Origin of the sequence: Bradyrhizobium sp. IC3123, from assembly GCF_020193625.1 — a bacterium.
Lineage (GTDB): Bacteria > Pseudomonadota > Alphaproteobacteria > Rhizobiales > Xanthobacteraceae > Bradyrhizobium > Bradyrhizobium yuanmingense.
Genome location: NZ_JADYVF010000004.1, coordinates 291,523 through 310,285 on the forward strand (window position 1 = coordinate 291,523; position 18,763 = coordinate 310,285).

General features: G+C 65.0%; 18 protein-coding genes. 6 read left to right on the plus strand and 12 right to left on the minus strand.

The features are described from left to right. Positions 1-58: 58 nt before the first annotated feature. A complete protein-coding gene (locus I6F20_RS15710) occupies positions 59-1,264 on the plus strand; it encodes a hypothetical protein (protein ID WP_057027627.1) in 1,206 nt (401 codons plus the stop codon). Positions 1,265-1,389: 125 nt separating this feature from the next. On the opposite strand, the gene I6F20_RS15715 is transcribed toward I6F20_RS15710, so the two are convergent. Next, positions 1,390-1,788 carry an META domain-containing protein gene (locus tag I6F20_RS15715; protein ID WP_036014293.1) on the minus strand — a complete coding sequence of 133 codons (399 nt, stop codon included), beginning with the start codon at positions 1,786-1,788 and terminating at the stop codon, positions 1,390-1,392. Positions 1,789-2,175: 387 nt separating this feature from the next. Here I6F20_RS15715 and I6F20_RS15720 point away from each other — a divergent pair, with 387 nt between their 5' ends. Further along, positions 2,176-3,927, plus strand: a complete 1,752-nt coding sequence (locus I6F20_RS15720) for an ABC transporter ATP-binding protein/permease (protein WP_036027052.1) — start codon at positions 2,176-2,178, stop codon at positions 3,925-3,927. Between the two features lie 141 nt (positions 3,928-4,068). Here I6F20_RS15720 and I6F20_RS15725 read toward each other — a convergent pair whose 3' ends face one another. From I6F20_RS15725 to I6F20_RS15740, 4 genes are all read right to left on the minus strand, one after another. Then, entirely contained in the window at positions 4,069-5,082 is a 1,014-nt protein-coding gene (locus I6F20_RS15725) for a TorF family putative porin (protein WP_225126879.1), read from the minus strand. A gap of 438 nt (positions 5,083-5,520) precedes the next feature. After that, positions 5,521-5,880: a hypothetical protein gene (locus tag I6F20_RS15730; RefSeq protein WP_036039910.1), complete on the minus strand. Its 360-nt coding sequence runs from the start codon at positions 5,878-5,880 to the stop codon at positions 5,521-5,523. Between the two features lie 85 nt (positions 5,881-5,965). Beyond that, entirely contained in the window at positions 5,966-7,288 is a 1,323-nt protein-coding gene (glcF, locus tag I6F20_RS15735; RefSeq protein WP_225126881.1) for a glycolate oxidase subunit GlcF, read from the minus strand. Then, complete coding sequence (locus I6F20_RS15740) at positions 7,288-8,529, minus strand: FAD-binding protein (RefSeq protein ID WP_225126883.1); 1,242 nt, start codon at positions 8,527-8,529, stop codon at positions 7,288-7,290. Before I6F20_RS15740 ends, glcF begins: the two co-directional genes overlap by 1 nt. A gap of 149 nt (positions 8,530-8,678) precedes the next feature. Here I6F20_RS15740 and I6F20_RS15745 point away from each other — a divergent pair, with 149 nt between their 5' ends. Continuing rightward, positions 8,679-9,014: a putative quinol monooxygenase gene (locus I6F20_RS15745; protein WP_225126886.1), complete on the plus strand. Its 336-nt coding sequence runs from the start codon at positions 8,679-8,681 to the stop codon at positions 9,012-9,014. 78 nt (positions 9,015-9,092) lie between these two features. Here the strand turns inward: I6F20_RS15745 and I6F20_RS15750 are convergent, their stop codons facing one another. From I6F20_RS15750 to I6F20_RS15770, 5 genes are all read right to left on the minus strand, one after another. Further along, positions 9,093-9,899: an SDR family NAD(P)-dependent oxidoreductase gene (locus I6F20_RS15750; RefSeq protein WP_225126888.1), complete on the minus strand. Its 807-nt coding sequence runs from the start codon at positions 9,897-9,899 to the stop codon at positions 9,093-9,095. A 96-nt stretch (positions 9,900-9,995) separates the two neighbouring features. Next, a complete protein-coding gene (locus I6F20_RS15755) occupies positions 9,996-10,409 on the minus strand; it encodes a DUF1850 domain-containing protein (RefSeq protein WP_036039902.1) in 414 nt (137 codons plus the stop codon). Beyond that, a complete protein-coding gene (locus I6F20_RS15760; protein WP_036039900.1) occupies positions 10,370-12,490 on the minus strand; it encodes a TRAP transporter permease in 2,121 nt (706 codons plus the stop codon). The genes I6F20_RS15755 and I6F20_RS15760 overlap by 40 nt, the downstream gene beginning before the upstream one ends. 162 nt (positions 12,491-12,652) lie before the next feature. Further along, on the minus strand, positions 12,653-13,600 hold the full coding sequence (locus I6F20_RS15765) for a TAXI family TRAP transporter solute-binding subunit (RefSeq protein ID WP_036027036.1): 948 nt from the start codon (positions 13,598-13,600) through the stop codon (positions 12,653-12,655). A gap of 349 nt (positions 13,601-13,949) precedes the next feature. Next, positions 13,950-14,429, minus strand: coding sequence for a hypothetical protein (locus tag I6F20_RS15770; RefSeq protein ID WP_036014322.1), 480 nt, complete (start codon positions 14,427-14,429; stop codon positions 13,950-13,952). A 193-nt stretch (positions 14,430-14,622) separates the two neighbouring features. Between I6F20_RS15770 and I6F20_RS15775 the strand changes: the two genes are divergently transcribed. Beyond that, the gene (locus I6F20_RS15775) at positions 14,623-14,928 is read left to right on the plus strand and encodes a hypothetical protein (protein ID WP_036014324.1); all 306 of its coding nucleotides are present in this window, start codon (positions 14,623-14,625) and stop codon (positions 14,926-14,928) included. Positions 14,929-15,054: 126 nt separating this feature from the next. Here I6F20_RS15775 and I6F20_RS15780 read toward each other — a convergent pair whose 3' ends face one another. Both I6F20_RS15780 and I6F20_RS15785 read right to left on the minus strand, forming a co-directional pair. After that, positions 15,055-16,272, minus strand: coding sequence for a hypothetical protein (locus tag I6F20_RS15780; protein WP_225126889.1), 1,218 nt, complete (start codon positions 16,270-16,272; stop codon positions 15,055-15,057). A gap of 56 nt (positions 16,273-16,328) precedes the next feature. Next, on the minus strand, positions 16,329-16,955 hold the full coding sequence (locus I6F20_RS15785) for an NUDIX hydrolase (protein ID WP_225113358.1): 627 nt from the start codon (positions 16,953-16,955) through the stop codon (positions 16,329-16,331). 70 nt (positions 16,956-17,025) lie between these two features. On the opposite strand from I6F20_RS15785, the gene I6F20_RS15790 reads away from it, so the two are divergent. Then, on the plus strand, positions 17,026-17,451 hold the full coding sequence (locus I6F20_RS15790; protein ID WP_036014328.1) for a PaaI family thioesterase: 426 nt from the start codon (positions 17,026-17,028) through the stop codon (positions 17,449-17,451). 297 nt (positions 17,452-17,748) lie between these two features. Next, on the plus strand, positions 17,749-18,759 hold the full coding sequence (locus I6F20_RS15795; RefSeq protein WP_225126891.1) for an aldo/keto reductase: 1,011 nt from the start codon (positions 17,749-17,751) through the stop codon (positions 18,757-18,759). Positions 18,760-18,763 lie beyond the last annotated feature (4 nt).

Sequence of the window (18,763 nt, forward strand, 5' to 3'; positions counted from 1 at the left end):
GATCCTAGAGACCGCTTCACGCTTTCCGGATCATGGCCGTTGCGCGAGGATGTCATCGATGCGTGCGCTTCTGGTTTGCTCCACGGCCGTTCTGGCCCTGCTCGCCGTTCCACCGCAGGCCTCCGCCCAGATGAAGCTGTCGCCGAAGGCGACCGCGCCGGGGGGAACCGAGACGCGCTATTTCACCGCGATGGACGGGCTGATGGACGGCAATGCCGACGTGATCCTGAAGGAGACGCGCCAGGGCAAGACGCTGAGCGCGGCGGTGCTCGACGTCTGCTACCCCATCGCGAAGAACTCCGACCGCAAGGACCGCTTCGTCGTCAACCTCCAGGTCGCCGGCCAGACGCTGACCGGAACGACGCAGAGCATCAGTGAGAAGTCGCCGGTCAGCGTCAAGCTGACGCGCAAGCAGTCCGGCGACATGTTCGAATTCCGCGGCCAGATCGCGGTCGGCCAGGCGGTGACCGAAGTGACCTCGCCGGACAATTCCGATCTCAGCGAAAAGGAATTCCTGGACAGTCAGACCTCCGACGACGGCATCACGCCGCAGCCGAAGGATTTCACCGACGTCTCGCCGGAAGCGATCGCGGTCAAGGTCAAGCTGGATGCGGCGACCGACTTCCTGAAGAGCCTGAAGGGCCAGGAGGTCGAGGTGACGCTGGCGAGCCTCAATGTCGGCTGCGACGCGCTGCGCGCCGGCGAGCAGACCATCACCATGTCGGTCGATCCCGAGCGCGCCGGCGCGCTGCTGGCGAAGTTCAAGGCAATGCCGGGCGTCACCGCCGCAGGCTGGACCGCGGGCATGACCGAGATGGACCGCACCATCCGCTTCCCTGCGGCCGACTGGCGCGAGGGCGACAAGATCAACAAGGGCAAGCTTGCAACGGCGGTGGCGAGCGTGCTGAGCAGGACGCTCGCGGCAAAGCCGGTCACGCAAAACTTCAACCCGGCCACCGGCAGGCTCAAGCTGGTGTTCAAGCGGCCGAACCAGGACTTCCCGGCGCTCGAGCTCACCGACACGATCGAGGTCGCAGGCCTGGTCTCGCCCGACAAGCCGGGCACCACCGACAAGCTCATGCTCTGGATCGGCAGCCCGGCGACCACGACGGCCGACGAGGGCAGCGGGGCCAGGCTCAATCTGTCCGACGATGCCAGCCTCGACGAAGAAGGCGATCTGCCCGACGACAACGGCTCGATCGAGGCGCTCGTCAAGGAGCTGAAGGGCCAGCGCTGGGACGCCGACAAGTCGGTGTGGAAGTAGGCTGAGACAGCCACCGCTGTCATCGCCCGGCTTGACCGGGCGATCCAGTACTCCGAGACAGCAGCGATGGAATCGATAGACTGCGGCGTACTGGATTCCCCGCCTTTGCGGGGAATGACAGAGACCTAATTCCCCGTCGTCCTGAAGCGCAGCGGCTTCGGGCCGATCAGCGTCAGCACGTCGCCCTGGCGCTTCCAGGTCTCGACGCTGCCGAGGGCTGCGACGAGCTCGTCGTCGGCCTGCGCTCTCGCCGGCGGACAGTTGCGGTTCTGGATCTGGCCGGGCACGAAGATCACGGTGTTGCCGGCGACCGAGAACTGGCCCTTGCCGCCCTTGCACCAGAGCTCCAGCACGACCTCGCCATTGTCGCCGATCTCGATGTTGGGAATCCGCTTCGAGCCTGCCTGCGGCAACGCCTCCAGCGTCATCTCGGTGCCGAACGGAAACCCCTCCTGGGCACGCGCGAGTGTGGACATCGCGAACATTGCAACCGCCGCACACACCAATCGCTGGAACGAAACCATGAGACCTCTCGACCGACCTGACTTGCCGCACCTTCTATGAGACGGCGGGGGCGTTGAGAAGGTTCGCGCATGGTCGATGCAGGCGCACCGGCATGGCGAAGCCCGGGGCGCCTTCGAAGACCACGCCGAACGAGAAAGCGATCGGCAGCCAGTTGCAGCCGCGGCGCGAAGTTCTCGCGCATCCGGCGGTTCCCGTCCGCTCACAAGGTCGCGAAATCCCGGAGCACCCTGCCCCGCGCCGGCGGGCACCATGCTAGGGTTGCTGGCTGCGACAATCCAACGCAAATTGCAGAACTTGCGACTTTAGTCTAAGCGCGCCCATTTCCGCCATCGCCTCAGCTATTTGGCTCTGGGCATCGTGCACATCCCCTGAGGAGATCCAGCTCTGTGAACAACATCCGCGCCACGCTCGCGATCGTCTGGCGAATCGCCATCCCTTATTTCCGGTCAGAGGACAAATGGGCCGGCCGCGGCCTGCTCGCCGCGGTGATCGTGATCGAACTGCTGCTGGTCGCCATCGATGTGCTCGTGAACCAATGGTACAGCCGCTTCTACAACTATCTCCAGGAGCGCGACTGGAACGGCTTCGTCTGGGAGCTGGGCGTCTTCACATTGCTCGCGAGCGCCAGCGTCGCGCTTTCCGTCTACCAGCTCTATCTCAATCAGTGGCTCCAGATTCGCTGGCGGCAATGGCTGACGCGTCACTATCTGGGCGAATGGCTGAATAGCGCGACCCACTATCGGATGCAGCTCAAGGGCGATGCGGCCGACAACCCGGACCAACGCATCACCGACGACGTCAGGAGTTTCGTCGAGCAGACTCTCAATATCGGCATCGGGCTGCTCTCCTCGATCGTCACGCTGCTCTCGTTCGTGGTCATTCTGTGGGGGCTGTCGAACGCGGCACCGCTGCATATCTCGGGCCTCGACTTTCCCATCCCCGGCTATTTGGTGTGGGCGGCGCTCGTCTACGCGATCTTCGGCACCGCGCTCACGCACTGGATCGGTTCGCCTCTGGTCAATCTCAATTTCGAGCAGCAGCGCTACGAGGCCGACTTCCGCTTCAACCTCGTCCGCGTGCGCGAGAACTCCGAACAGATCGCACTGCTCAAGGGCGAAGGCGCCGAACGCGAACGACTGCTGCACCGCTACGGCTATGTCGTCGGCAATTGGTACGCGATCATGAGCCGGACCAAGCGTCTGACTGCTTTCACGGCGAGCTATTCCCAAGCCGCCGTGATCTTCCCCTTCATCCTCACCGCGCCTGCCTATTTTGCCGGTAAGATTCAACTTGGAGGGATGGTGCAGACCGGCTCCGCCTTCGGCAGCGTGCAGAAGGCCCTGTCCTTTTTCGTGAGCGCCTACCGATCCCTGGCCGAATGGCGTGCGGTGGTTGCCCGTCTCGATGGCTTCGAGATGTCGGTCGCCTCGGCGGTCAATCTGCCGGCACATGAGCCTGCCATCGCGCTGGAGGTCGCCGGCCGCCATATCGACCTCGAGCAGCTCTGCGTGAACCTGCCCAACGGCACGCCGCTGGTGGCCGCCAAGGCCTTCACCATTCAGGCCTCGGAGCGCGTGCTGGTGACCGGACCGTCCGGCTCCGGCAAGTCCACGCTGTTCCGGGCCATCGCCGGCATCTGGCCGTTCGGCACCGGCACGGTTGTGGTCCCGGAAAAGGCAAAGCTGATGATGCTGCCGCAGCGGCCCTATTTCTCGGTCGGTGTGTTGCGCGATGCCGTGGTCTATCCGGCAGCGCCGGGCGCGTTCGACGCCGCGCAGGTCCGCGAGGCCCTGATCGCGGTCGGGCTGCCCGATCTCGCCGAGCGGCTGGACGAGGACGGCCACTGGAACAGGATGCTCTCGCTCGGCGAGCAGCAACGTCTCGGGCTAGCGCGCGCGCTGCTGCATGCGCCGGACTATCTGTTCCTGGACGAAGCCACCGCCTCGCTCGACGAGCCGTCGGAAGCCCGGCTCTACCGGCTGCTGGCGGAGAGACTGCCGCAGGCCACCATCGTCTCGATCGGCCACCGCTCGACGCTCGATGCCTTCCACACCCGCAAGGTGGCGCTGGTGAAGGACGGTGCGATCCACGTCGTCGGCGGCGAGCGGACTGCGGCGGAGCCGAGCGCCGCGCGCTGAGGCGAGCGCTGGGTAGCCGCTGATCATCAAGTTCGAGTCGTCACTCCATACACGCGTCAAGCCCGGCCATGACGGCGTGGAGAAAAGCAAAAGGGCGGCAGGTTGCCCTGCCGCCCTCGCGAAGTCGTTTCGGAAAGAAGCTTACTTCAGATTGCTCATCGCCGTCAGGTCGAAAGAGAGCTTGGCCACGCCGGCCGCGCTGCACCAGTTGGAGCCGAAGCCGCCCGGGTTGATGGGGGTGAAGCTTCCGGTGAACTTCGCGGTGTGATCGCTGGTCAAGGCGTTGCAGTCGCCCTTGTTCAGGTCGGTGTCGTGATAACGCAGATCGAGCGTGAACACCTTGTAGGTGAAGCCGACGCCGACGTTCCAGGTGTTATAGCTCGGCTCCTTGATGCCGTTCGCATAAACCGGATCGCCCGCGATGCCGTAGAAGATGTCGGAAGTGCCGAACCACTGCCGGCCGAACTCACCCGACACGTACATGCCGACGCCGCTGGCACCGAAGATTGTGCTCGGGGCGGTCCACTTGGCCGTGATCGAGGCGTAATTGCCCCAGGCGCCGAGGTTCAGGAAGTTCGGCGAGTAGTACTCGTTGAAGCCGACCGTCCACTGGTCGTTGATGACGACGTTCAGCTTGGCGTAGGCTTCGAAGAAGCTGGCGTCCTTCTTGGCGAAGTTGCCGTTGATCGGAAGGCCGATTGCCCCCTGCGAGTAATCGATGTCGCCGCCACAATTGCCCTGAGCCAATGTGTACTGCGAGCCGAAGCATTGTCCGCCCGGATAGAGGTAGCCCCAGAGACCGAAGTCGAAGGCGAACATGCCGAAGGTCGGGCGGATACCGCCGTAGAAGTCGACTTCCGCCGCAGCGCGGTTCGGGAAGGAGATGCTCGAGGCGGACGTACCGACGTAGAGCTGCAAGTCCTTGGTGACGTTGTAGCGAGGCTCGAAATAGGCCGTGACGGCCGGCTTATGGTTCGACTGGGTGATGCCGCGGAAGACGTAATCGCTCATGATGCCGCCGCCGAAGGCGATATCCCAAGGATCGAACGCCGGGGGCGGCGGGGCCTTCAATGCCTTCACGCGCAGATCTGCCGCGAACGCCGAACCCGTCGTCACCATTGCCAGCGTCGTTGCCAACAAAGCCACTTTTTTCATTTCGATCCCCATCTACCCGTTCTTACTTAGCAGTCGCCCCCGGAAGCCCCCCGGGGCATGCGGCCTACCTGCAAAATTGCGTCACTGCGGCAATTTGGATCGATGGACAGGAACCGTGAAGCAAAAAGCACGGGCATCTGCCGACTTTTTAGGCGTTTTGACGAATTCACGAAAGGTTGTCAGGCTGTGTGGCTTCTCGATCACATTATTTGCATTCCAAGGTGCAGTGCAGACCCGTGTAAACCCGGGGATCGCCAGGCGGCGTGACACCTTCGCTACGAATCAGGGTGGGCCCGGAGCGCCAGTTGCCAGGGCGGCTTTCCACGATGCAAAAAGGCCGCAGCACCGGGGTGCCGCGGCCTTCTCGTTACAATCCCAAGTAACAATCCCGAGTAACAGTCCCGAGTGACAGTCCGAAGGCGATGAGAGACCGCCTTCCTACCCCTGCCCCTCCGCCGGCGCCGCTTCCGCAGAAGACGAAGGCATCGCCCAGCTTGTCTCGGCGGGCGCGGGGGTCTCCGCCGGTGCCGACGGCTTCGGAGCAGGCGCTGCCTTCGCCTTCTTCGGTGCCGCCTTCTTCGCGGCCTTCTTCGGAGCAGCCTTCTTGGCCGCCGACTTCTTTGCGGTCGTCTTGGCAGCCTTCTTCGGGGCGGCCTTCTTGGCAGATTTCTTGGCAGACTTCTTGGCGGTCTTCTTGGCCGCCTTCTTCTTCGTCGCCTTCTTCGCGGACTTCTTCGCCGCTACGGCCTTCTTGGCCTTTTTGGCCTTCTTGCTTTTCTTCTTCTTCGCTTTCGCCATCGTGGTCCTCCTGTTGCCGCCGAACAATGCTTGATCGGGCGTCTTCAGTCGTCACCTCGGGAGGACAGTTCGGGCTCCTGAAAGCTCAAACCTGCGCGTTCAGTGCCGGCCGCGCCCCGCCCGTCGCCCAATCGAGAAGCTCAATCGTGTGTACGACCGGAACTGACGTGCCACTGGCAATCTGCACCATGCAGCCGATATTGCCCGCGGCAATCATGTCCGGCTTGACGCTCGCGATGTTGGCGACCTTGCGATCACGCAACCGACCCGCAAGCTCGGGCTGGAGAATGTTGTAGGTCCCCGCCGAACCGCAACACAAATGGCTCTCGGGCACATCTTTCACCACGAATCCATTCTTGGAAAGCAATTCTTTCGGAAGCCCTGTGATTTTCTGTCCATGCTGCAACGAACACGCGGAGTGATAGGCGATGACGATGTCGTCCGCTCGCGCCGCCGTCGCAAGCTCGAGGCCGGAGACGTATTCGGTGATGTCCTTGGCGAGCGCCGAGACCCTCGCAGCATCGGCCGCGAACGCTGTGTCCTCGCGCAGGAGATAGCCATAATCCTTGATCACCGTGCCGCAGCCGGAGGTCGTCACCAGGATGGCATCAAGCCCCTCGCCGGCCATTTCCTTCCGCCACGCCGCGACGTTGGCGCGAGCCCGCGCCAGCGCATCCTCGTCGTTGCCGAGGTGATGGGTCAGCGCGCCACAGCACTGCTCGTCCCTGACAAGGACGACCTCGATGCCGTGGCGGGTCAGGAGACTGATGGCGGCCTGGTTGATGCGCGGCGCCAGCACCTGCTGGGCGCAGCCCTGGAGCAGCGCCACACGCCCGCGCTTCTTGCCCAGCGCCGCGAACACGCTGCCGGCGGCGGGCCCTGCCGGCGGCAGCCGGTCCGGCGCCAGCGCCAGCATCGCCTTGATGCGCTGGATCAAGCCCGGCGTCGCCGCAGGCCGGGGTGTCGGCAGCAAGACGCCGAGCGGACGGGCGAGCCGCGCCAGCCACATACTGACGCGAAAGCGCTGCGGGTCCGGCAGGACGAAGGCCAGCACCTGGCGCAGCAGCCGCTCGGTCAGCGGCCGCCGATAGCGCTGCTCGATTTGCACCCGGGCCTGGTCGACCAGGTGCATGTAGTTCACGCCCGAGGGGCAGGTCGTCATGCAGGCAAGGCACGACAGGCAACGGTCGATATGCTTGACCACGTCGGCGGTCGGCGCCTGGTCCTTCTCCAGCATCTCCTTGATCAGATAGATGCGGCCGCGCGGGCTATCGAGCTCGTCGCCGAGCAGCACATAGGTCGGGCAGGTTGCGGTGCAGAAGCCGCAATGGACGCAGGCGCGCAGGATCTTGTCCGCTTCCGCGATATCGGGGTCGGCGAGCTGCGCGAGTGAGAATTCGGTCTTCATCAGCCAGCGCTCCGCGTGAGCCGCCCCCGGTTGAGAATGATCTTCGGATCGAAGCTGGCGCGCACCCGCTCGCTCAGCGCGGCAATCCCCGGCGCCTGCGGATGGAACACGTCGACCTCGCGCCTGACATCATCAGTCGCCCGGATCAGCGTGGCATGCCCGCCGGCCGCGTTCGCGTGCGCACGCACCGCCGGGGCATGCGCGTCCGGCTTCGGCGGGAGCGCCGCCCAGATCAGGCCGCCGCCCCAATCGTAGATCACATCGCCCCCCGTCTCGCGCGCCAGCTGCGTGCCCAGCGCCGCGCCCGAGGCCGGCGGGCAGACGATCCGCCAGACCGGCCAGGCGCCGAGCGCGCCGCTCGCTGCGAACGGCAGCACGTCGCGGATCGCGCTCCACAGGGCCGCGGATGCCACGTCCTCGATCAGCGTCGCGGTTCCAAACGGCGCCAGCAATTGGCGCAGCGAGCCGGCGCGGTGCGCAGCGGACGCGGTGATGCCCTCGAGCCGCAGCACGGTCAGCGCCTCGGCCTCGCCTTGGCCCGCAATGTCGCCCAGCCCCTCGGTCCCGGCCCGGAGTGCGGATTTCGGCAGATGCGCGGCGGCGGAGACGTCGAAGGGCGAGCCCAGCGCCGCAGTCATGGCCTTGTTGGCGGTAGCATCATCTAACCCGCGCAGCAACAGCGTCCGCTCGGCCTCGGGCTTGGGCATCACCTTGAGAGTGACCTCGGTCATCACCGACAGCGTGCCCCAGGACCCCGCCAGCAGCTTGCAGAGATCGTAGCCGGTGACGTTCTTCACCACCTTGCCGCCGGTCTTGAAGCTGTCGCCGAAGCCCGAGACGGCATGCGCGCCGAGCAGGTGGTCGCGCGCCCCGCCCGCCCGGATCCGCCGCGGCCCGGCGAGCCCGGCCGCGATCGTGCCGCCGATGGTGCCTGTTGCCGGCGTGCCGAGCAGCGGGGCGGTGTTTACAGGCTCGAAGGCGAATTGCTGGTTCTTGGCGTCGATCAGCGCCAGCACGTCGGCCAGCGGCGCGCCGGCCTGGAGCGTGATGATGAGCTCGTTCGGCTCGTAGGCGGTCACGGCATTGAGTGCGGAGACGTCGAGCACGGCGTTGGTCGCCATGGCGTGGCCGATGCCGCGCTTGCCGCCATGGCCGATGATCTCGAGCGGCTGCTCGCTCGCGATCGCCGCGCGCACCACCTCTTCGACGTCTTTGGCGTCTCTGACCTTGAGCGTATCCACGGGAAAAGGCGGTAGCGAAATTCGCGCAGGAAATCAATTCGACCCGCGACGGAACGCTGGGCCGCGGCGACATTCGCACTACGATCTTCATCGAACCATTGCCGCCCAGAGCCGCGCTATCGAATGGAGCATTCTCAGGGAGCTCCATCATGACCGAACGGGCAATGAATCAAGAGGCCGGCCACCCGGCCATCGGCGGCGGACTTCTCGTCGTGGCGCAATGGGAAGCAAAGGCCGAAGAGGCCGACCGCATTGCCGAAATCCTGCGCGGCTTCCTCCCTCAGGCGCAGCGCGAGCCAGGCGTCAAGCTGTTCCTGATCTCGCGCGCCAAGGACAATCCGGCCCAGTTCCTGTTCTACGAGTTGTTCCGCGACGAAGACGCCCTTAGGACGCACCAGGAGAGCGCGCATTTCAAGAGCTACATCGCGGAACAGGCGCTGCCGCTGCTGACCAGGCGCGAACGCGCGCAATACGCCCTGCTGTGAATGATCTGCTTCCTCCTTGCGAGCCAGGGCGATCGCCTATGACTCGCAGCGGCGGGCTGCGTGCAAGCTGGGGTTGGATCAAGCCCCGGCCTTGCACGTGATCCCGCCGTCGACGACGAGCTCGATGCCCGTCACGTATTTCGACTCGTCCGAGGCCAGGAACAGCGCGGCGTTGGCGACGTCGAATGCATCGCCCATATGGCCTATCGGCACCTGGGCGTCGCGCGCGCGCCACATCGCCTCGACATCGCCCTTGGCGTAGCTGGCGGCGAGGCCGGCGGAGTGCTCGACCATCGGCGTCTTCATCAGGCCGGGCAGGATCGCGTTGACCCGGACGTGATGGCGCGCGAACTCGATCGCTGTGGTGCGCGTCATCTGGTTCATCGCCGCTTTCGAGGCGCCGTAGGTAACGTAGGAGATGCCCATGTGGCGGATCGAGGCGATCGAGGAGATGTTGATGATCGAGCCGCCGCCCTGCTTCACCATAACAGGGATCACGTGCTTCATGGCGAGATAGGCGCTCTTGAGGTTGACGCTGAAGACGCGGTCCCAGCTGTCTTCGCTCACCTCGACGACACTGCCCATCTCGGCGATGCCGACATTGTTGTCGAGCACGTCGATGCGGCCATAGGCCTTGAGGCACGCCGCGACCATCACCTCGATCTCGCTCGCGCGCGACACGTCGGCCGTGAACGCAATCGCCTTGCCGCCCTCGCCGCTGATGATCCTGGCGGTCTCCTCGGCCGCGGCACCGTTGCGATCGACGCAGAACACCTGCGCGCCCTCGCGCGCAAAGGTCACCGCGGTCGCCTTGCCGTTGCCCCAGCCTGGACCGATCGAGCCGGCCCCCACCACCATCGCAACCTTGCCCTTGAGCCGATCCATCGCGTGTCTCCCGTGTTGTTGTTCTTCTTGTAGCCCGGATGGAGCGCAGCGCAATCCGGGGCAGTGGTCCCGGATTACGCTTCCGCTCCATCCGGGCTACGGTTCTTTGCAGATGCTCATCGCCATGACGTTAGCACCAATGGGATGCCCGACAATCTCGGACAATGTCCGGCACGTCCCGTCATGGCATAGTCGCCATTCTCCGGCCGCGCCGGAATTGCCGAGCACCAATTCCGGCATCGGCGCACGCTGCGGCCGCCATTGAAACCAGCCGTCGACCAATCGTGCTTCGGCCGGCGGCTCCATGCCGGGGCCGGTGCCCTTGACGCGGGCTTGCACCAGCTCGAGGCCGGCGGGTGTGAGGCGCCAGTCTTCCTGCCATTCGACCTTCGCGATCGAATGCGTCCAGACAAGCGTGAACGCGGACAGCGTCAGCGCTTTCACGCCGCCCGCTGTCGCAAGACAGAGGCTCACACCGCCTCGACCGGCGCCGGCGGACGCTGCCGCCATTGCCACAGCACCAGCGCGGCGGCGAGCACGAAGCCCGCAGTATCGCTGAAGGGGAATTCGCCGAGCAGGCAGAACGCGGCGCCGAGCGCGACCAGGCGCTCGATCAGCGTCAGCCGCGTGAACAGGAAGCCGATCGCGGCCATGCCGAACAGGCCGATCGCCACCAGCGCCTTCAAGCTCGCCAGCGCCACCGCGCCGTAGAAGCCGAGCTTGGCCGCCATGGGATCGCCGGCCTGCAGCATCAAGGCCGGCGAATAGACGAAGATGAAGGGAATGACGTAGCCGGCGAGCGCGATGCGCATCGCCTCCCAGCCGATCTTGTCCGGGTTCTCCTTGGCGATCGGCGCCGCCGCAAGCGCGGCGAGCGCCACCGGCGGCGAGAGGTCGGCCATGATGCCGTAATAGAATGCGAACATGTGGCTCGCGATCAAGGGCACGCCGAGCTTGGCGAGGGCCGGCGCGGCGAGCGCGGCGGTGATGATGTAGGTCGGGATGGTCGGAATGCCGGTGCCGAGCAGGATCGACAGCAGCATGGTCATGACCAGCGCCAGGAACAGGCTCTTCTCGCCGAGCCCGATCACCCAGCCGCCGAAAATGGTGCCGACGCCGGTCTGCGACATCATGCCGATGATGACGCCGACGATCGCGCAGGCCATGCCGACGGTGATGGCGGATTTCGCGCTCTCGGCCAGCGCATCGCGGCAGGCGCGCAAGGCGGCAAAGCCGCCGCGCACGAACGCCGTGATCACGATCAGGCCGACCACGACGGTCGCGACCGGCACGATCTGGAGGCCGTCGCGCGACAATGCCGCGACGACGAGCGCGAGCCCGACCCAGAAGATGGTCCGGATCACGTTCGAGGAGGCGCCCGTCGTGATGGCGGTACCGAGGATCAGCGTCACGGTGAGCGCAAGGCCCATGCTGCCGGCATAGAGCGGCGTAAAACCTTCGAACAGCATGTAGACCAGCGCCGCGAGCGGCAGCACGAGGTACCAGCGCGTCACCAGCGCCTTCCAGGCGCTCGGGATCTCCGAGCGCTTCATGCCGACCAGGCCGTGCTTGCCGGCTTCCAAATGCACCATCCAGAACGCGGAGGCGAAATAGAGGATCGCGGGGATCGCGGCGGCCTTGACGATCTCCGAATATTGCACGCCGAGCGTCTCGGCCATGATGAAGGCGACCGCCCCCATCACCGGCGGCATGATCTGGCCGCCCATCGAGGCCGTCGCCTCGACGCCGGCTGCGAAGGCGCGGCGGTAGCCGAACCTGATCATCAAGGGAATCGTGAACTGGCCGACGGTGACGACGTTGGCGACGCCCGAGCCGGAGATGGTCCCCATCATGCCCGAGGCGAACACCGCGACCTTGGCAGGTCCACCGCGGGTGCGGCCGAACAGGCCGAGCGAGACGTCGGTGAACAGCTGGATCATGCCGGCGCGCTCCAGGAACGAGCCGAACAGGATGAACAGGAAGATGTAGGTCGCGGAGACGTAGACCGGCACGCCGTAAAAGCCTTCGGTGCCGAACGACAAATGCGTGACGATCTGGTCGAAATCATAGCCGCGATGGTTGAGCGGCGACGGCAGGTACTGACCGAAGAACCAATAGACGAGACACGCACCGCACATCAGCGGCAGCGCCGCGCCCATCAGCCGCCGCGTGCCCTCGAAGATCAGCACCGCGAGTAGGGTGCCGACGGCGAGATCGAGCCTGGTCGGATCGCCGTCGCGCGCGATCAGGTCGGCATAGAAGATCCACTGGTAGAGACCGCAGTAGAAGCCGGCGGCGCCGATCGCCCAGCCCAGCGCACGGCCGAAATTGCTCTTCGCGGTGAAGTTGGCGATCAGGCCGAAGGTGAGCAGGAGCAGGAAGCCGACATGGACGCCGCGCACCACCTGACTCGGCAGATAGTTGAAGGCGGCGACGTAGAGCTGGAAGATCGCGAACGCGATGCCGATCCAGTAGGCGAGCCGGCCCCACCAGCCCGGGCCGAAGCCTTCTGGGAAGCCATGCTCGAAATTGTCGAACTCGACCTTGACCTTGTCGGGCGCGATCTCAGTCCCCTCTGCCTTTTCCAGCATCTCAGCCCATCCCCAATCGTCGAGCGCTTGTAGCATTGGCACGGTATGTCCCGAGCCGTCATGCCCGGGCTTGTCCCGGGCATCCACGAAACTTCCATGCACAGCCGCAGAACGTGGATGGCCGGGACAAGCCCGGCCATGACGTCCGACGACAGGAGCTGATTACTTGATCAGCCCCTTTTCCTTGTAATAGCGGATCGCGCCGGGGTGCAGCGGGACCGGGCTGCCGGTGGCGGCGGTCTCGAGCTTGATCTCCTTGCCGGCCGCGTGCGCAGTGACGAGTTCGGGCAGCGATTCATAGACCAGCTTGGTCATCTGATAGGCGAGATCGTCCGAGACGGCGGAGCTGGTGACCAGATAATTGATCACGGCCGCAGTCGGCACGTCCTTGTCCTGGCCGGTATAGGTGTTGGCCGGAATAGTCGCCGCCACGAAGGGCGGGCCGATCTTGTCGACGGTCTCCTTCGGCACCGACACCACCGTGATCGGGCTCGAGGTCGAGAGGTCCTTCAGCGAGGCGACGCCGAGCCCGGCCGATTGCAGCGTGGCGTTGAGCTGCCGGTTCTTCATGAGATCGACGGATTCGGCAAAGGGCAGATATTCGACCTTGCCGAGCTCCTTGTAGCTCATGCCAGCAGCGGCCAGGATCGCGCGGGAGTTCAGCTCCGTGCCCGACTTCGGTGCACCGACCGACAGGCTCTTGCCCTTGAGATCGGCGAGCGTCTTGATGCCGCTGTCGGCGGTCGCGACGATCTGGATGTAGTTCGGGTAGATCGCGCCGATGGTGCGGAGCTTGTCGAGTTTGGTCTTGAAGCCCGCCTCCTCCTCGCCCTCCCAGGCGGCTTTCAGCGAGTCGCCCAGCGTGAACGCCAGCTCGCCGCGGCCCTGCTGCAGCAGGATCAGGTTCTCGACCGACGCCTTGGTGGCCTGCACCTGCGTCTTCACGTTCGGAATCTTTTCGCCGTAGATCTTTCCGATCGCGACCCCGAGCGGATAGTAGACGCCGGAGGTGCCGCCGGTCAGCACGTTGATGAAGGATTGCGCCTGGGCGCAAGGTGCCGACGCCGCCAGAGCCAGAGCCGCGGCCGCGCCGAAAATCGTCCGTTTCATGGTTGTTGTTCTCCCCAAACCGGCGGCGAAATTGGCCGGATGAGGGATGCGGGTCAACCCATCCAAAAGGCAAAACAGGACTGCGGCAAAGGACCGTTCCGGCTGGGCTTTCGGGAACAGGACGGTGCGGCGAGGTGGCGCAGCGTGACTGGGGTCGCGTTAGGTTCGAGCCGGAGCGGCTTGCTCGGTCACCTCTCCCGCTTGCGGGAGAGGTCGGATCGCGCAAGCGATCCGGGTGAGGGCTTTCTCCTCTAGGGGAGTGTCCCGTTGTGGAGACACCTCTCCCCAGCCCTCCCCCGTAGGCGGGGCAGGGAGCGCACCGTCTACGCAGTGGCTATCGAGCGCTCGCTCACTGGAACGTCATGTCCAGGCATTTGGAGATGTCCGAGCCGAGGCCGGAGGAAATGGTGATGCAGCCGCGCACCTTCTGCGCGCCGACGTCGGCGGCCCAGACCGAATAGCCGCCGGGGCCGAAGAACGAATTGGTGTTCGGCGGCTCGGTCTCGGTGGCGTCGAAATCGTACTTGCCGTCGGTCTCGAAAATGCGCGGTTTCTTGGTGCAGCCGCCGTCGGTCTGGACGTTGATGACTTCCTTGTTGTCGCGGGTCAGCGCCAGGGAGACCTGGCAGCGGAAATATTCCGAGGTCCTGGTATTGAAGAGATAGGTGTAGGACTTGCAGGTCGCCGTGTTCAGCTTGCCCGGGGCAAGGCCGCGGCTGCACGAAATCCGCTGGTTGTGGCTGAGCCGGTAGTCATCGGCTTGGGCGGCCGGCGCCAGCGCCGTGAGCAACAGCGCGGCAGCCGAGCAGGCTTTGACGACTAGGTTCATTCGAATCATCCCCACCAATATTTTTGTCGAGTTGCGTTCTAAACGGAAAGCGGAACATAGTCGCGAGGGGACGGAGGGAAAATCACAAACTGCTGGGCAAGACGTGATGCGCTGCGGCGCTATCGCAAGTTGACCGGGACGCATCGTTCGTGATTTGTTCAATCATGGAATGTCCCGATCTTGGGAGGATGGGATGACGGCATTTTCAATCAAGACATTTGCACTCGCAGCCGCGCTCGGCGCATTGGTAGCGCCCGCATTGGCGCAAACCGCAGCGACGCCCTGGGAGCTGAAGACCGACACCGGCTACGCCTACGACAGGGAGGGCAAGACCTATTCCTACAAGATGGGCACCAGCAACGCCGGCGAGCTCTTGAAGGGCGCCAAGAAGGTGCCCAAGGGCACACTGTTCTTCATCGGCCAGAACGGCCAGCTCTACATGCGCACCGGCCCGTATCTGGAGGGTGACGGCAAGTTCAAGTTCGGGCCGGATCAGTAGGGGCCCGCGCTCGCAGGCGACAGAGCGTAGGGTGGGCAAAGGCGCGTTAGTGCCGTGCCCACCATCTCATATTGTCGAATCAACAATGGTGGGCACGCTTCGCTTTGCCCACCCTACGCCAGCGTCCTAGAACGCCCCTGCCAATTCCCTTGCGCCGGGTTTGCCGCTGTTCACGTCCATGCGCTCGTCGGTCACGGCCAGCAGCTTCGCCACCGTGTTGTGGCGGATCGCGACTGGGTTGCGCTCATAGCCGCCGCGCTGGAAGAAATTCGAGGTCGGCACCCGCTCGCGCAGCGCCTGCGGCATCGTCACCATGTCGAGGCCGGTGCCGTCGCCGGTGAGGTTCATCATCTCGAGCTCGGCCGCCGACAGCGGGCGCGAGTGTCCCTTGGCGCGGGCGAAATGCACTGAAGTCAGCAGCTTGTGGGTCTGCAGCATCGGTCCGATGTCAACGTCGAGCACCATCGCATGCATGGCCCAGCCTTGGGGAGTGCTGCCCATTTTCTCGTGCTCCGACCAGGTGTCGGGCACGGACTTGGCGTGGGCCACCATCTTCTTCAGGACAGTGAGCTTGTGCTCGAGCGCATGCCGCGCCGGTCCAGATGTGCGCGTCACCTTCTCGGACAGCGCGCGGATCAGTTCATGGCCCTGCTCGGCGAGCAGCTCGACGCTGTTGGTGGTGAGCAGCTGGTTGTAGCCCATCGCCGTCGAGATCGCGCGCTTGCCGCCATGCTCGATGCCCGCCTGCACGTCGTAACTGCCGGTGCCGCCGGTCTCGAACGAATAGACCCGCACCGCCTGCTCGCGCGTCAGGCCATGGGCCAGAGCGTAGCGCGCATAGGCGCGCTTGAACTCGAGCTCGCTGGACGGGCGTTGCGGCGTGAACTGGTAGAGTTCCTGCGCCGCACGCAGGAAATCGGCGACCACGGGGATCGGTCTTCTCGCGGGGCGATCCGGCGTTTCCTCCGGCTCCGGATTCACCGGCTTCTTCGGCCCGGTATAGAGCGGCGGATGCTCCAGCACGTAATCATCGAGCGTGATCTGCTGCCCATTGCGCCGCTTGGCGTTGCGGGCCTTCCGCTTCTCGGAGATCTGGCTCCAATAGGCGCCGGCCTCGGCATCGAAGGCGGCGCGCGCGGCCTGATATTCCGCGAGCTTGCGGCGATATTCGAGCATGGCCGGCGAAGCCCCCCCGCCTTGCGCGAAAAACTGCGACAGCAGCTGGGCGTTGGCATTGCGAACGGCGGGCGACAGCGCGTCGGCCTCGGCGCCGCGCGCCGCGGGCGAGATCAGGACGAGCGCGAGCGGAACCAGCGCCAATTTGTTTCGAATCGAATGATGCATGCTGCCTTCTTAGCAGGCATCCGGTAACCGTCGCGTTAACGCGCCGTTTACCATCGTCACGTCCAGGCGAATACCGGCTGTTCCAGGTCGGTGACGCGGGTGTGCCGCCCCGCCAGCACCTCGCGGAACTGGTAGATCAGCGCCGCGGTCGGGGCATGGATCAGGCTCATCTGGTGATGGAAGCGGATCACGCGGCGGCTGCTCTCGGGGATCTCAGTGAAATCGAAGGCATCGTCGCGCTCGATCGTGGCCAGCGCGATGCGATGGACGGAGGCGACCTCGTCCGGGTTCGGGCGGATCGCAGCACTGTCGGCCGCCCAGACCACGACCGGCGTGATCAGATAGCCCGAGCGCGTCGGATAATCGTCGAGCAGGCCGAGCACCGCATCGGCTGACAGCGCGAGTGCGAGCTCCTCGTCGAGCTCGCGCAGCGCCGCCTCGACCGGCGTCTCGCCGGCATCGCAGCGTCCGCCGGGCAGCGCCCATTGGCCGCGATGGGCGCGCAGGTGCGAGGCGCGCCTGGTGAGCAGGAAGGCGGTGTCGCCACCGTCGTCGGATTCGGTTAGCGCCAGCACCACCGCGGCGCGCTTCAGCGCCGACGGCTCGGCTGTGTCGGGCAGCCGCGCGAAGGCCGCGCAGACCTCTGCGATATTCCGTCTGGTGGCATCGTCGAACGTTCTCATGATGCTTGACTACACCAGGACTGCATCTGATGAAACGAGGAGACATCGCGTTGCAAGGACGAACGACGACATGACCAGCAAGGCCGCCGCAAGGTTGAAATCAGAGGGCTGGAGCATCCTGGAGACCACGGGCTTCCTGCATCTGATCGGCCCGTTGTGGGAGCGCAAGGTCGACGGCCATTACGAGTTCGCGCTCGCGACCGAGGACAAGCACCACAACCGCCGCGGCATGGTCCAGGGCGGCGTGATGATGACGTTCGCCGATCGCACCTGCGGCATGACGGCCCGTTACGTCTCCGGCAAGGAGTACTTGGCGACGGTGCAGCTCGACACCCATTTCGTCGAGGCCGGCCAGATCGGCGACACCCTGATCTCCCGCCCGCGCGTGGTGCGCTCGACCCGCAGCCTGATCTTCATGAGCACCGAGGTGACCGTGGACGACCGCTGCATCGTGATGGCGAACGGCGTGTTCAAGATCTTGAAGGGGCCGGGGTAGCGGGCGATCAGGCCGGCGCTGCTGCGCGCCACACCCGCAGCCGTCATTCCCCGCGAAGGCGGGGAATCCAGTACGTCGCGGCCCCTCGATCGATCACGACTGTCTCGGCGTACTGGATCGCCCGCCTTCGCGGGCGATGACACTGAATGTGAGGCGCAAACGTGCCCCACCGTCATTGCGAGCGCAGCGAAGCAATCCAGCATCCCTCCGCGGACACATCTCTGGATTGCTTCGCTGCGCTCGCAATGACGGACTTTGCTGGCTATGCTGCCGTCCACCAACATCGAGGACTCGCCCATGCAATACCGCCAGCTCGGCCGCAGCGGCCTCAAGGTCTCGCCGATTTGCCTGGGCACCATGATGTTCGGCGGGCCGACCGATGAGGCCACGTCGAAGCGGATCATCGACAAGGCACGCGATTCCGGGATCAATTTCATCGACACAGCGGACGCTTATTCCAAAGGCGCCTCCGAGGAGGTCGTCGGCCGCGCCATCGCGCGCAATCGTGGTGCCTGGGTGCTTGCCACAAAGCTCGCAAACCCCATGGGGGACGATCCCAATCGCGGCGGGCTGTCGCGGCGCTGGGTGTTGCAGGCGGCGGACGAGAGCTTGATGCGGCTCGGCACCGATCACATCGACATCTACTATCTGCACAAGGAAGACCATGCCACGCCGTTGGAGGAGACGGTGCGCGCCATGAGCGACCTGATCCACGCCGGCAAGGTGCGCTATTTCGGCGTCTCCAACTACCGCGCCTGGCGCGTCGCCGAGATCTGCAACATCTGCGACCGACTCGGCATCGACCGGCCCGCGGTGAGCCAGCCTTATTACAACGCCATGAACCGCATGCCGGAGGTCGAGCACTTTCCGGCCTGCGCCTATTACGGTCTCGGCATCGTGCCCTATAGCCCGTTGGCGCGCGGCGTGCTCACCGGCAAGTACAGGGTGGATGCAGCGCCCGACGAGGAGACGCGCGCGGGGCGCAACGACACCCGCATGATGCAGACCGAATGGCGGCCGGAATCGCTCCAGCTTGCGCAGGAGATCAAGGCTCACGCCGAGAAGAAAGGCATCACCGCCGGCCAGTTCGCGGTCGGCTGGGTGCTCAACTCCGCCTTCGTCTCGTCGGTGATCGCCGGTCCCCGCACCGAGGAGCAATGGGACGGCTACATCAGCGCGCTCGATTATCGTTTCACCGCGGAGGACGAGGCGCTGATCGACCGCCTGGTGACGCCAGGCCATCCCTCGACGCCAGGCTACAATGATCCGGCCTATCCGATCGAAGGCCGCCGCGCGCGGACGGCGTGAGGGG

Bases quoted from the DNA above. Each gene is read 5' to 3' on its own strand.
- I6F20_RS15710 (WP_057027627.1), top strand. From the start codon at position 59: ATGCGTGCGCTTCTGGTTTGCTCCACGGCCGTTCTGGCCCTGCTCGCC.
- I6F20_RS15715 (WP_036014293.1), bottom strand. From the start codon at position 1,788: ATGGTTTCGTTCCAGCGATTGGTGTGTGCGGCGGTTGCAATGTTCGCG.
- I6F20_RS15725 (WP_225126879.1), bottom strand. From the start codon at position 5,082: ATGAAAAAAGTGGCTTTGTTGGCAACGACGCTGGCAATGGTGACGACG.
- I6F20_RS15730 (WP_036039910.1), bottom strand. From the start codon at position 5,880: ATGGCGAAAGCGAAGAAGAAGAAAAGCAAGAAGGCCAAAAAGGCCAAG.
- glcF (WP_225126881.1), bottom strand. From the start codon at position 7,288: ATGAAGACCGAATTCTCACTCGCGCAGCTCGCCGACCCCGATATCGCG.
- I6F20_RS15745 (WP_225126886.1), top strand. From the start codon at position 8,679: ATGACCGAACGGGCAATGAATCAAGAGGCCGGCCACCCGGCCATCGGC.
- I6F20_RS15750 (WP_225126888.1), bottom strand. From the start codon at position 9,899: ATGGATCGGCTCAAGGGCAAGGTTGCGATGGTGGTGGGGGCCGGCTCG.
- I6F20_RS15755 (WP_036039902.1), bottom strand. From the start codon at position 10,409: ATGGCGGCAGCGTCCGCCGGCGCCGGTCGAGGCGGTGTGAGCCTCTGT.
- I6F20_RS15760 (WP_036039900.1), bottom strand. From the start codon at position 12,490: ATGCTGGAAAAGGCAGAGGGGACTGAGATCGCGCCCGACAAGGTCAAG.
- I6F20_RS15765 (WP_036027036.1), bottom strand. From the start codon at position 13,600: ATGAAACGGACGATTTTCGGCGCGGCCGCGGCTCTGGCTCTGGCGGCG.
- I6F20_RS15770 (WP_036014322.1), bottom strand. From the start codon at position 14,429: ATGAACCTAGTCGTCAAAGCCTGCTCGGCTGCCGCGCTGTTGCTCACG.
- I6F20_RS15775 (WP_036014324.1), top strand. From the start codon at position 14,623: ATGACGGCATTTTCAATCAAGACATTTGCACTCGCAGCCGCGCTCGGC.
- I6F20_RS15780 (WP_225126889.1), bottom strand. From the start codon at position 16,272: ATGCATCATTCGATTCGAAACAAATTGGCGCTGGTTCCGCTCGCGCTC.
- I6F20_RS15785 (WP_225113358.1), bottom strand. From the start codon at position 16,955: ATGAGAACGTTCGACGATGCCACCAGACGGAATATCGCAGAGGTCTGC.
- I6F20_RS15790 (WP_036014328.1), top strand. From the start codon at position 17,026: ATGACCAGCAAGGCCGCCGCAAGGTTGAAATCAGAGGGCTGGAGCATC.
- I6F20_RS15795 (WP_225126891.1), top strand. From the start codon at position 17,749: ATGCAATACCGCCAGCTCGGCCGCAGCGGCCTCAAGGTCTCGCCGATT.